The 12,320-nt window shown below is 72.2% G+C and carries 13 protein-coding genes; 6 read left to right on the top strand and 7 right to left on the bottom strand.

Translation table 11 applies throughout. The features are described 5' to 3' along the window. Positions 1–236: 236 nt before the first annotated feature. From ACIA8R_RS26295 to ACIA8R_RS26315, 5 genes are all read left to right on the top strand, one after another. Positions 237–515: a metal-sensitive transcriptional regulator gene (locus ACIA8R_RS26295; RefSeq protein WP_357700530.1), complete on the top strand. Its 279-nt coding sequence runs from the start codon at positions 237–239 to the stop codon at positions 513–515. A gap of 22 nt (positions 516–537) precedes the next feature. Continuing rightward, entirely contained in the window at positions 538–750 is a 213-nt protein-coding gene (locus ACIA8R_RS26300) for a heavy-metal-associated domain-containing protein (RefSeq protein ID WP_364091978.1), read from the top strand. Next, complete coding sequence (locus ACIA8R_RS26305; RefSeq protein ID WP_357700534.1) at positions 747–1,703, top strand: hypothetical protein; 957 nt, start codon at positions 747–749, stop codon at positions 1,701–1,703. Before ACIA8R_RS26300 ends, ACIA8R_RS26305 begins: the two co-directional genes overlap by 4 nt. Positions 1,704–1,730: 27 nt before the next feature. After that, the gene (locus ACIA8R_RS26310; RefSeq protein ID WP_397040918.1) at positions 1,731–3,971 is read left to right on the top strand and encodes a heavy metal translocating P-type ATPase; all 2,241 of its coding nucleotides are present in this window, start codon (positions 1,731–1,733) and stop codon (positions 3,969–3,971) included. A 126-nt stretch (positions 3,972–4,097) separates the two neighbouring features. Then, on the top strand, positions 4,098–5,324 hold the full coding sequence (locus ACIA8R_RS26315; protein WP_397040920.1) for a MalY/PatB family protein: 1,227 nt from the start codon (positions 4,098–4,100) through the stop codon (positions 5,322–5,324). On the opposite strand, the gene ACIA8R_RS26320 is transcribed toward ACIA8R_RS26315, so the two are convergent. The 7 genes from ACIA8R_RS26320 to ACIA8R_RS26350 form a co-directional block, all read right to left on the bottom strand. Further along, on the bottom strand, positions 5,285–6,259 hold the full coding sequence (locus ACIA8R_RS26320) for an NlpC/P60 family protein (RefSeq protein WP_364091985.1): 975 nt from the start codon (positions 6,257–6,259) through the stop codon (positions 5,285–5,287). The genes ACIA8R_RS26315 and ACIA8R_RS26320 overlap by 40 nt on opposite strands. A gap of 205 nt (positions 6,260–6,464) precedes the next feature. Further along, entirely contained in the window at positions 6,465–6,953 is a 489-nt protein-coding gene (locus ACIA8R_RS26325; RefSeq protein ID WP_357700542.1) for a universal stress protein, read from the bottom strand. 32 nt (positions 6,954–6,985) lie between these two features. Beyond that, positions 6,986–8,419, bottom strand: coding sequence for an MFS transporter (locus ACIA8R_RS26330; protein WP_364091989.1), 1,434 nt, complete (start codon positions 8,417–8,419; stop codon positions 6,986–6,988). Positions 8,420–8,687: 268 nt separating this feature from the next. Beyond that, positions 8,688–9,164 (bottom strand): DUF4396 domain-containing protein, encoded by a 477-nt coding sequence (locus ACIA8R_RS26335; RefSeq protein WP_397040922.1) that lies wholly within the window; start codon positions 9,162–9,164, stop codon positions 8,688–8,690. Positions 9,165–9,420: 256 nt separating this feature from the next. Continuing rightward, complete coding sequence (locus tag ACIA8R_RS26340) at positions 9,421–10,371, bottom strand: M56 family metallopeptidase (protein WP_397040923.1); 951 nt, start codon at positions 10,369–10,371, stop codon at positions 9,421–9,423. Further along, positions 10,368–10,742: a BlaI/MecI/CopY family transcriptional regulator gene (locus ACIA8R_RS26345; protein ID WP_357700550.1), complete on the bottom strand. Its 375-nt coding sequence runs from the start codon at positions 10,740–10,742 to the stop codon at positions 10,368–10,370. The genes ACIA8R_RS26340 and ACIA8R_RS26345 overlap by 4 nt, the downstream gene beginning before the upstream one ends. A gap of 26 nt (positions 10,743–10,768) precedes the next feature. Further along, positions 10,769–11,911 carry an NAD(P)/FAD-dependent oxidoreductase gene (locus tag ACIA8R_RS26350; RefSeq protein WP_397040925.1) on the bottom strand — a complete coding sequence of 381 codons (1,143 nt, stop codon included), beginning with the start codon at positions 11,909–11,911 and terminating at the stop codon, positions 10,769–10,771. 151 nt (positions 11,912–12,062) lie between these two features. Between ACIA8R_RS26350 and ACIA8R_RS26355 the strand changes: the two genes are divergently transcribed. Further along, positions 12,063–12,272: a heavy-metal-associated domain-containing protein gene (locus ACIA8R_RS26355; protein ID WP_357700554.1), complete on the top strand. Its 210-nt coding sequence runs from the start codon at positions 12,063–12,065 to the stop codon at positions 12,270–12,272. Positions 12,273–12,320: the final 48 nt, after the last annotated feature.

The following is a 12,320-nucleotide window of genomic DNA, read 5'->3' on the forward strand; positions in this document are numbered from 1 at the left end:
CGCGCCCCGCCCCCCCCCCCGCCCCCCCCCCCCCCCCCCCCCCCCCCCACCCCACCCCCCCCCCCCCCCCCGCGCCCCGGCGCGCGGCGCGCGCGCCCCCCCCCCCCCCCCCCCGCTGCGTTTCAGGGCTGCTCGAACACCTCTGTCGCGAATCAGCACGTCGGAGCCCCTTGCCTTCTGGATACCATAGGGGGGTATAGTGTTCTCAACGGCAACGAGCCGAGGGAGGGCTGGACATGGCTGGACGCAGTAACAAGCAGGACCAAGGGATGCGGTTGCGCCGGATCGAAGGGCAGGTCCGCGGCCTGCAGCGGATGGTCGAGGACGACAAGTACTGCATCGACATCCTGACCCAGGTGTCGGCCGCGACCAGCGCCCTGAAGTCGTTCTCCCTGTCGCTGCTTGAGGAGCACCTGGCCCATTGCGTCGCCGAGGCCACCCTGAAGGGCGGTCCCGAGGCCGACGCGAAGGTCAAGGAAGCCTCCGACGCCATCGCCAGACTTGTTCGTTCCTGACCGGATTGAAGGAGAGACCGATATGAGCACCACCACCTACACCGTCAAGGGCATGACCTGCGGCCACTGCGTCAGCTCGGTCAAGGAGGAGGTCGGCGAGGTGGCCGGGGTGACCGGCGTCCAGGTCGACCTGGCCTCCGGCCTGCTGACCGTCGAGAGTGACAGCCCGATCGACGCGGCGCACATCGTCGCCGCCGTCGAGGAGGCCGGGTACGAAGTGGCGAATCAGTCGTGAACACCGCAGCCAAGCTCGGCTCCTACGCCCTGGGGCTGGCCGTCGTCTTCGGCGGCGCCCTGGGCGCCGGCAAGGCCGTGGGGCCGGTCGGGGCCGCACCCGCCACCGCCCACAGCGCCATGGCGGACACCGCGGAGAGCGCGGGTCACGACCAGCACGCAGCCCAGCAGACGACGAACGATACCCCCGGGGGGCTCCAAGTGTCAGAGAACGGTTACACCCTCAACCCGCTCACCGCGACGATCAAACCCGGTGAGGCCACCGACTTCAGCTTCTCCGTGACCGGCCCCGACGGCCGGGCGGTCACCGACTACCAGGTCCAGCACGACAAGAAGCTGCACTTCATCGTGGTCTCCCGCGACCTGGGCAGTTTCCAGCACGTCCATCCGGAGATGGCGGCCGACGGGGTCTGGTCGGTCAAGGTCACCTTCCCCGAGGCGGGCGGCTACCGCGCCTTCGCCGACTTCGCGCCGACCGGTGGCGAGCCCCTGACGCTGGGCGCCGACCTGGCCGTGGGGGGCGACTACGCGCCCAAGCCGCTGCCGGAGGCGAGCCGTACGTCCAAGGTCGACGGCTATGACGTCACCCTCGAAGGCGACCTGACGCCGGGCCAGGCGAGCAAGCTCACCCTCAAGGTCAGCAAGGACGGCAAGCCGGTCACCGACCTGCAGCCCTACCTCGGCGCCTTCGGCCACCTGGTGGCCCTCCGCGCCCGCGACCTCGCCTACCTGCACGTCCACCCCGACGGCGAGCCCGGCGACGGCAGGACGAAGCCCGGCCCCGAGATCGTCTTCTACGCCCAGGTGCCGAGCGGCGGCGACTACCGCCTGTTCCTGGACTTCCAGCACGAGGGCGAGGTCCGCACCGCCGACTTCACCCTCGCCGCCGGGCCGGCGGCCGCCACGTCCGCCGCGCCGGCGACGCCCGGCGGGCACGGCAACCACAGCCACTGATCGAGCCACGGAGAAAGGGGAATGGTGATGTCTGCTGTCACCGATGACCGGCAGAACGCGGTCGAACTCTCGATCGGCGGCATGACCTGCGCCTCGTGCGCCAACCGCATCGAGCGCAAGCTCAACAAGATGGACGGCGTGACCGCCACGGTCAACTACGCCACCGAGAAGGCGAAGGTCACCTTCCCCGAAGGCGTCGATCCGCAGCAGCTGATCGCCCAGGTGGAGGCGGCCGGCTACACCGCCGCCCTGCCCGCCCCGCCCAGGACCGAGGGCGAGCCGGGCGAGCAGGAGCCGGAGGACGAGCTGCGGCCGCTGCGCAGCCGGTTGATCACTTCGGTGGTGCTGGCCGTGCCGGTGATCGCGATGGCGATGATCCCGCCGTTGCAGTTCACGAACTGGCAGTGGTTGTCGCTGGTGCTGGCCGCGCCGGTCGTGGTCTACGCCGGCTGGCCCTTCCACAAGGCCGCCTGGACGAACCTGCGCCACGGCGCGGCCACCATGGACACGCTGATCTCCGTCGGCACCATCGCCGCGCTCGGCTGGTCGTTGTGGGCGCTGTTCTTCGGCAGCGCGGGCACTCCGGGAATGACCCATCCCTTCGCGTTCACGATCGAGCGCACCGACGGGTCGGGCAACATCTACCTGGAGGCCGCGGCGGGGGTCACGGCGTTCATCCTGGCCGGCCGCTACTTCGAGGCCCGCTCCAAGCGGCGGGCGGGGGCCGCGCTGCGCGCCCTGCTGGAGCTCGGCGCCAAGGACGTAGCCGTGCTGCGCGACGGCGTGGAGACCCGCATCCCCAGCGACCGGCTGGCCGTGGGCGACCGGTTCGTGGTGCGGCCGGGCGAGAAGATCGCCACCGACGGCGTGATCGAGGAGGGCACCTCCGCGGTGGACGCCTCGATGCTGACCGGCGAGTCCGTGCCCGTCGAGGTGCGGCCCGGCGACGCGGTCACCGGCGCGACGGTCAACGCGGGCGGCCGGCTGGTCGTGCGGGCCACCCGGGTCGGCGCGGACACGCAGCTCGCCCAGATGGCCAAGCTGGTGGAGGACGCCCAGACGGGCAAGGCCCAGGTGCAACGCCTGGCCGACCGTGTCTCCGGCATCTTCGTCCCGATCGTGATCGCGCTGGCCCTCGGCACCTTGGGCTTCTGGCTCGGCACCGGCGACGGCGTCGGCGCGGCCTTCACCGCCGCGGTCGCCGTGCTGATCATCGCCTGCCCGTGCGCGCTCGGCCTGGCCACCCCGACGGCGCTGCTGGTCGGCACCGGCAGGGGCGCCCAGCTCGGCATCCTGATCAAGGGCCCCGAGGTGCTGGAGTCCACCCGCCGCATCGACACGGTGGTGCTGGACAAGACCGGCACCGTGACCGAGGGCCGGATGACGCTCACCGGCGTGCACCTGGCCGAGGGCGAGGACGAGGCCGAGGTGCTGCGCCTGGCGGGCGCCCTGGAGCACGCCTCCGAGCACCCGATCGCCCAGGCCGTCGCCAAGGGCGCCGCCGCCCGCGTCGGCGACCTGCCCACCCCCGAGGACTTCGCGAACGTCGAGGGCCTCGGCGTCCAGGGCATCGTGGACGGCCACGCGGTCCTGGTCGGCCGCCCGAGGCTGCTGGAGGAGTGGTCGCAGCACCTGTCACCCGACCTGGAACGTGCTCTGCACGCCGCCCAGGCCGGCGGCAGGACCGCCGTGGCGGTCGGCTGGGACGGCAGGGCCCGCGCGGTGCTGGTCGTCGCCGACGTGATCAAGCCCACCAGCAAGGAGGCCATCAGCCAACTCCGGGCGCTCGGGCTCACGCCCGTCCTGCTGACCGGCGACAACGAGGCCGTGGCCAGGACCGTGGCCGCCGAGGTCGGCATCGACGAGGTGATCGCCGAGGTGCTGCCCGCCGACAAGGTCGACGTCGTCAAGGAGCTCCAGGGCGAGGGCAAGGTCGTGGCGATGGTCGGCGACGGCGTGAACGACGCGGCCGCGCTCGCCCAGGCCGACCTGGGCCTGGCCATGGGCACCGGCACGGACGCCGCGATCGAGGCCTCCGACCTGACCCTGGTCCGCGGCGACCTGCGGGTGGCGGCCGACGCGATCAGGCTGTCGCGCCGGACGCTCGGCACGATCAAGGGCAACCTGTTCTGGGCCTTCGCCTACAACGTGGCCGCCCTGCCGCTGGCCGCGCTCGGCCTGCTCAACCCGATGATCGCGGGGGCCGCGATGGCCTTCTCCAGCGTCTTCGTGGTGAGCAACAGCCTGCGGCTGCGCCGCTTCAAGTGAACACCCCAGGAAAGGGCTCCGGGCACCCCGCCCGGAGCCCTTTCCGCGTTCCCGCGCTCGGCCCCGCCGCCGGGGAGTGGAACGGTCCGGCCTAGGCTCTGATCATCTGCACAGGAAGGACCCCCGTTGACCACCAACCCGGACGACATCCTCACCGCGCTCACCACCGAGGAACTGCGCCGGCGGCACAGCGTCAAGTGGCGCGAGTTCCCTCCCGACGTCCTTCCCCTGCGCATCGCCGAGATGGACACCCCGCTCGCCGAGCCCGTCGCCGAGGCGCTGACGTCGGCCGTCCGCCGCGGCGACACCGGTTACGCGCGGGCCGGAGGCCTGCCCGAGGCGTTCGCGGGCTTCGCCGCGCAACGGTACGGGTGGCACCCCGACCCCGCCGGGGCACGCGTGCTCCCGGACATCATGTCGGGCGTCGTGGAGATCCTCCGGATCATCACCGGACCCGGTGACCGCGTCGTCGTCAACACCCCCGGCCACCCGCTCTTCTTCACCTGGCTCGAACACCTCGGCCGCCAGGTGGTCCGCAACCCGCTGGCAGCCGGGCCCGAAGGCCACCGCCTCGACCTGGACCGGCTGGAGCGCGACTTCGCCGCGGGCGCGCGGGCGTACCTGCTGTGCAACCCGCACAACCCCACCGGCCTGGTCCTCACCCGTGAGGAGCTGACCAGGGTCGCCGCGCTGGCCGACCGCCATGACGTGCGCGTCGTCACGGACGAGGTCCTGGCCCCCCTCACCTACGCCGGCCACCGGCACGTCCCGTTCGCGTCCCTGGACAGCCCGGCGGCGGCCCGTTCTGTCGCCTTCGTCTCGGCGTCCAAGGCGTGGAACATCGCCGGGCTCAAGGCCGCGCTGGCCGTCCCCGGGCCGGACGCCCGCGCCGACGTCGCGGCGATCCGCGAGGAGGTCGGCGAGGGTGCCGGACTGTTCGGCGTGCTCGCCTCCGAGGCCGCCTTCACGCACGGCGTCCCCTGGCTCGATCAGCTGATCATCGCCCTCGACGGCAACCGGCACCTGCTGGCCGGACGCCTGGCCGACCTCCTGCCCGCCGTCGCCCATCACCCGCCGCAGGCGGGCTATGCCGCCTGGCTCGACTGCCGCCCGCTGGACCTGGGCGACGATCCCGCCCAGGTGTTCCTCCAGCAGGGCAGGGTCGGCCTGTCGGCAGGGCTGAGGTTCGGCCCGGACAGCGGCGGGTTCGTCCGGCTCAACTTCGCCACCTCGCCGGCCCGGGTCGGCGAGGGCGTCGAACGGATGGCCGCCGCCGTCGGTCAGGGCGTCGAACGGATGGCCGCCGCCGTCGGTCAGGGGCGGACCGCGCCGAGCAGCCGGGCGCGCCAATAGTCGTCGAGGTCGACCACCTTGACGACGTCCCCGGTCTGGGGCGCGTGGACCATCTTGCCGTTGCCGGCGTACATGCCCATGTGTCCCAGCCCCTTGCTGAAGAGCAGGTCGCCGGGCTGCAACGCGTCGAGCGGGACGCGCCTGGCCGCGCCCCACGACCACTGCGTCCAGGTCGTGCGGGGCAGCGCGACCCCCGCCGTGCGCCAGGCGGCCTGGGTGAGGCCGGAGCAGTCGTAGGAGCCGGGGCCCGTGCCGCCGAACCGGTACGGCTTGCCGACCTGGGCGAAGGCGAACTGCAACGCCGCACGGGCGCTTCCGGAGGCCGGGCCGGTGTACCTGATCCCCGTACTGTTGGGATCGCCGCTGCGGAAGGCGTTGAGCTTGCGCAGGAGCTTGGTCTGCTCCGCCACCATCTTCTCGGCCTTGGCCTTCTCCGAGCGGAACTTGTCGCGCGCCGTGTCGGCCTCGGCGAGGACGGTCTTGGCCTGGTCGCGCCGGTCGCGCAGGTCCTTGGTGGTCGCCGCGAAGGCGGCCAGCTTCGCCGCTCTGGCCTGGGAGATCTGTTCGAGGGAGGCCATACCGCTCAGCACCGTCTCGGGGCTGCCCTCGGCGACGAGGCGGCCCCAGCTGGTGATCGGGCCGGACTGGTAGTCGCTGACCGCCGTCGTGACGAGATCCTTGCGTAACTGGTCGGCCTGGGCGTTCTTGCGTTCGACCTCGGCGTTGAGCGCGTCGAACTTCCGCTTCGCCGTCTTGTACGCCTCGGACGCCTGGTTGTACCGCTCGACCACCTCGTCCGCCCGCTCGTTCAGCTTCACCAGCTTGGCCTTGGCCTTGGCGGGGGACGGATCGGCGAAGGCGGCATCCGGGACGGAGAGCGCCCCGACCGCCGCCAGTGTCACGGCCACTGCCGCTCGCGCGAGCCTCGTCGCCACGACCACTACGATGCCTCCTCGTATGTCTCCATGCCTGAGGCGGAATAGTACAGAAAGTCTTCCTGAGTGTGGGCCTTTCGGGCGTACTACCCGGCGTAACAGACGGCCGTTCCGGCTCGTCTGGAGATACGCACGCGGCGTCGAGCGCGTTCACCGGCACGCGGAAACGCCCGGCTCCCGTGGGAGCCGGGCGTTTCCGACGGCCTCAGCGGGCCGCGCGATGCCCGGCGGCGCGGCGGGCGTCGGCCAGCGGCTTCGACGGGATGATCAGCGTGGGCCGCGAGGTGGCGTGCATGACGTGGGTGGACGTGCTGCCCGACAGCAGCGCGCGCAGCCCCTGCCGGCCACGGGAGCCCAGGACGATCAGCGAGGCGTCGATCTCCTCGGCGACGGCGACGATGGTGGCGGCGACCACCTCCTCCGGGACCGAGGCGACCCGCGGCTCGGCCTTCAGCCCGAGGGTGCGAGCCAGGTCGGCGCCCTCGGCGGCCAGCCGCTCGGAGGCGTCCAGGGTCTTGGCGTCGATGTCCCGCAGATCTTCAAGGGCGGGATGCCCTTCGAGGTGGGCGGCGAGGCTCTCCAGAGGTTGACGGGCGTAGAGCACCACCGCGGAGGCGCCGGGGAACAGCCGGGCGGCCTCCTCGACGGCGTGGCGGGCGTCGGACGAGCCGTCGTAGGCGATGAGGATGGACATGGGGATCTCCTTCGGAGCTGTGGGCGTCGAGGTCAGCCGCGGGCGGCGGCAGGGGTCTCGTCGGCGGCCTCGGTGTGCACGGCGCCCCGCGAGCGCAGCGTCAGCGCGGCGATCAGCGCGCCGGCCACCGCGATCCCGGCGGCTCCCACGAAGGCCGAGGAGAAGCCGTCGGTCAGCGCGGGCAGGTTCCCCAGCTGGGCGGCGCCGTTCGCGGCGGCGACGGCCGTCATGGCGGCCAGTCCGAGCGCCGAGCCGACCTGGTAGCTGGTGTTGACGATGCCGGAGGCGAGGCCGCCCTCCTCGGGACGGGCGGAGGAGATCGCGGTGCCGAGGGAGGGGATGAAGGCCAGCGACATGCCGAGCGCGGCCACGAGGCTGGCGGGCAGGACGTCCACCGCGAAGCTGCCTTCGGGGCTGATCAGCGACAGCCAGCCCATGCCGACGGCGAGCAGGACGAGGCCGGCCACCGTGACGGCCTTCGGGCCGAACCGGTTGATGGCGCGCGGCGCCAGGACGATCATGCCGAGCATGATGAGGACGGTCATCGGCACCAGGGCGGCGCCGCTGGGGAAGGCGCTGTAGCCGAGCACCTGCTGCAGGTAGAGGTTGAGGAAGAACCACATCGGGATCCAGGCCCCGCCGAGCAGGAGCTGGGTCAGGTTGGCGGCGGCGAGGTTCGGCGTACGGAAGATCGACAGCCTCATCAGCGGCTCGCGACGGCGGGCCTGGATGGCGAGGAAGGCGATGAGCAGCACCACGGCCGCGGCCAGCACGCCCCAGGTCTCGGCGGAGCCCCAGCCGACCTCGGGCGCCCGGACGATGGCGTACACGGCGGCACCGAGCCCGGCGGTGACGAACAGCGCGCCGAAGACGTCGATGGACCCGCGCTGGGACTGGCCGGCCGGCATCAGGGGGCGGGTGGCCAGCAGCGCGACCAGGGCGATCGGGATGTTGATGTAGAAGACCCAGGGCCAGCTCAGGTACTCGGTGATGACGCCGCCGAGGAACACGCCCGCGGTGCCGCCCGCCGGGGCGGCCGCGCCGTAGAGGGCGAGGGCCTTGGTGAGCTCCTTGGGGTCGTGGCCGAACAGCATCATCAGCAGGGTGAGCGCGGACGGGGCGATCAGGGCCGCGCCGACGCCCTGGACGGCACGTCCGGTGAGCTCGACCCACACCTCGGGGGCGATGCCGGCCACGAGCGAGCCGGCGAGCAGGATCAGCCAGCCGGCGCCGAACAGCTTGCGTGCGCCGAACAGGTCGGAGAGCCGGCCGCCGAGCAGCAGGAGCCCGCCGAAGGCGACGACGTAGGCGTTGAAGACCCACGACAGGTTCTCCTGCGAGAAGCCGAGGTCTTCCTGGATGCGGGGAAGGGCCACGCCGATGATCGACGTGTCCATGATGACGATGAACTGGGCCGTGGCGATCAGGGCCAGGGCGGTCCATCGCCGGGGGGATGGTGTGGACATGAGCATTCTCCAGCGTTACGCCGTACCCCGGTGGGGGATGCGGGTGGTTTCTCGGTTCGGCTGTATACCTGTAGGGGGTATCTGGCGATGAACATACATACACCGGGGGGGTATCTGTCAAGTCCACGTGGGCGGTTGTTCGGAGATTCGGTGCGGCGCGCGGATCGGGGCGGCGCTTCAGGGGGGCCGCCGCCGGCCCGCCGTCCATGTCCCGAGCAGGTGCGGACGACGGGCGGGGCGGCTCATCGCCTGCCCGGGGCGGGTCTTCTCAGTGGCCCTGGTGGTACTGGTGGATCACCGCGTGACCCTTGCCGCGGGAGATCAGCCACTTGTTCACCGGCGTGGTCAGCAGGAAGGCCACGAGCAGCGACCCGGCCAGGGCCGTCCAGAACAGCCAGTCGGCCAGCCCGGCGTCCATGGCGCCCGGCACGGTCACCATCACGGTGTTGTCCAGCACCTCCATCAGTGCGATCGAGATGGTGTCGGCGGCCAGTGCCACCTTCAGCGCCGACCTGAAGTCCAGCCCGGCGCGCAGCACGCCGCGCATGGTCAGCGCGTAGCCGAACACGAACGCCAGCGCCACCGACAGGATCACGGTGGCGAGGTTGGACAGGCCGGCCGCGGTGCCGATCACCATGCCGAGCACCTCGCCGATCGCGCACCCGGTCAGGCAGTGCAGGGTCGCCTGCGCGGCCGTGGTCCAGGTGGCGGCGGGCGGATGGTGGTGATGTTCGCTATGGTCCATGATGTGGCTCCACAGGGTAGGGGTATGGGGTATGCGTCCGGGTCAAGGGGCGGGCCTCCTGGTGGACGAAGAAGGGAAATAGGGGCGATTTCGCCCGATTCGTAACTCTACTATCATGGTTAGTAGAACTTCGTTCAAGGGTTCTTCGGTGTGGCTCGGCAGTCCGAGGTCCGCGGGATGTGGTCGCGGCGTTTCAGGGCGTGGCCGTGCGGCCGGACGCGCTCGGGTGGCGTCGGCTACTAGATGTGGTCGTAGGTCAGAGCGAGAACAGCGAGTGGCAGTGATGGGCCAGGAACGAGCCGACCCCCGGCGCCAGCGCGACCACTCCGGGCCCGCCGAGCAGCGCGCTGACCAGGAGCCGCCCGGTCAGCCGTTCACGGCGGCGGAGCGGCTGCTCCGGGCCGAGCAGCCGGCGTACGCGGGTGAGCGCCGTCTCGCCGCCGGCTCCGAGCGTGAACGCGGGCGCGCGCCCGGTGGCCAGGCTCACCAGCGCCGCGGCGATCTGCGCGCGCGGGTGGCGGCGGGCGGCGACGTCGTCGGCGAGCAGCTCGACCAGCCGGGCGATCTCGGTCCTGGCCTGCTCGAACAGCGGCACCCGGGGGAACGCCCGGACCAGGGCCTCGGCCCCGGCGAGCACCAGATGATGGCGGCCGCGCAGGTGCGCCCGCTCGTGCTCCAGCACGGCGGCGATCTGCTCCGGGGTCAGGGCCCGCAGCGCGCTCGTGGTGATCACCGTCTGCGCGCGCCGGCCCGGCACGCAGTACGCCAGCCGCTCGTCATAATCGATCACCACCGCGCCCAGCTCGGCGTCGCGCCGCCCGAGAAGCCGCAGCATGGCGGCGTGCCGGCGACGCTCGACGGAGGCCCGCACCAGGACGACCCCGCCGCAGCTGACCACCCTCGCCACCACCGCGGCGGCCGCCGGAATGGCCGCCGACCCGACCCGGGTCACGCCCGAACCGTCGCCCAGCATGCCGGCGCAGACCTCGAACAGCCCCGCCAGCCCGTGGCCCACGACCTCGGCCGGCACGGCGAAGGCCAGCGCGGCCAGGACGGCCGAGGCGATCACCGATGCCGCGCCCGCCTGCCAGAGCGCGATTGCCAGCCGGGGCGCGCGGTCGGCCCACTTGGCGGCCCGCCGCCCCAGTGCGGGCAGCCAGACGGCCGCCACCACGGTGTAGCAGGCCAGGACGGTGGCGGCGATCATGCGGGGCGGCCCCGGTGCGGGTAGACCTGCAGGGCCGCCTCCAGGGCCTGCGCCTCTTCGGGGGTGAGCCGTTCGAGGAAGTGCACGAGCGTGGCGGCCTGGTTGCCGCTGCCCGCGAGCGCGCGGCGCATCACGTCGGCGGTGTAGGCCTCCTTGGAGGCGACCGGTTCGTAGACGTAGGCGCGGCCGACGGCCTCGCGCCGGAGCATGCCCTTGGTGTGCAGCTTGTCCATCACGGTCATCACCGTGGTGTAGGCGATGGTCCGCCGCTGCCTGAGGTCTTCGAAGACGTCGCGGACGGAGGCGGGGCGGCGCCTGGCCCACATCCAGTCCATGATCGTGGATTCGAGCTCCCCAAGGCCACGCATCATGCCGGTCATGCTACCCGCGGTCGTAGTCAGAGCGCCTCGCGCGCCGCGACGGATCGCTTGAGCCTGATCAGGTCCTTCGGCGCGTTGACGGCGACCGCGCCCACCAGCACGCCGTCGCGGGCGAAAGCCACGGCGAAGCGGTCCTCCTCCGGGCTGCCGGCGACGACGCGGGCCTCGTCGGCCAGGTGCGGCAGGCCGGCCGTCTGGATGCGGGCGCCGTGCACGTGGGTGGCGAAGTTGGGCACGTCCGCGAACGGCTGCGCCTGCTGGGGGCCCGCCAGGAGGTTGCGGGCGGCCACCGCGCTCTGCTCGTTGGCGTTGGACCAGTGCTCGACGCGGATCAGGGCGTCGTCGTACAGGCGGTGCGGCCAGCGGGCCACGTCGCCCGCCGCGACGACGTCGGCCGAACCGGCGGCGTACAGCGTCGGCTCGCACACGACGCCGTCGTCCACGGCCAGGCCGCTGCCCTCCAGCCATTCGGTGTTGGGCGTCACGCCCATGCCGCCGACGACCAGGTCGGCGGACAGCACGCGGCCGTCGGCGAGGCGCACCCGACCGTCGGTCACGTCGGTGACGCGGGTGCCGGTGACGAGTTCGACGCCGTTGCGCTCGTGGTGCCCGGCCAGCCAGCGCGCCGCCTCCGCGCCGAGGCCCGCGTGCATGGGGTGCGGTCCGGAGTCGACCAGGGTGACCTTGCGGCCGAGCTGCCTGGCCGTGGACGCCACCTCGCCCCCGATGAACCCGCCCCCGATGACGAGCACGTGCTCGTGGCCGGAGTCCAGCTCGGCGCGCAGGGCCAGGGCGTCCTCGATGGTGCGCAGGGTGCGCACGCCGTCGAGCCGCCGGGGACGGGCGCCGCTCGCGATGACCAGGCCGTCGTAGCCGAGCTCGGTGCCGTCGTCGAGGACGACCGTGCGGTTCGCGGCGTCCAGGCGTACGGCCCGCCTGCCGCGCAGCCACTCCTCGCCGAGCTCCTCCGCACCGGGGAGCGTGACGTCCTCGTCGCCGCGCAGGACGCTCTTGGACAGCGGCGGCCGGTTGTACGGCACGTGCGCCTCGGCGCCGACCAGCGTGAGCTCGCCGTCGAAGCCCTCGCGGCGCAGGGTCTGGACGGCCCGCAGCCCCGCCAGCGAGGCGCCGACAACAATGATCTTGCCAAGGATTCTCATGCGAGGCACCATACCGGTAGGGGGTATCTCCGAGGCAATGTGACGCGCGTCTCACATACCCCTCCTCCGTATGGCTTGCCTTTCGTGGTGATCGGGCGTACGTTCTCTTCGTCACATACCCGGCAGGGGTATTTATGAGAGGAGCGAGGCGATGAGCACGAAGACCTACACGGTGTCCGGGATGACCTGCGGTGGCTGCGCGGGCACCGTCAAGACCGAGATCGGCAAGGTCGCCGGGGTCTCCTCGGTCGACGTCGAGCTGGCCACGGGACAGGTGACCGTCACCTCGGCCGACGCCCTCGACGACGCCAGGATCAGGGACGTCGTCGAAGAGGCGGGCTACGAGCTGGTGGCCGGCTGAGCAGGCAGGACCACCGAAGCGGCGCCGGGAGCTGACCCGGCGCCGCTT

This window comes from Nonomuraea sp. NPDC051191, assembly GCF_044455665.1.
In the GTDB taxonomy this organism is placed as follows: domain Bacteria; phylum Actinomycetota; class Actinomycetes; order Streptosporangiales; family Streptosporangiaceae; genus Nonomuraea.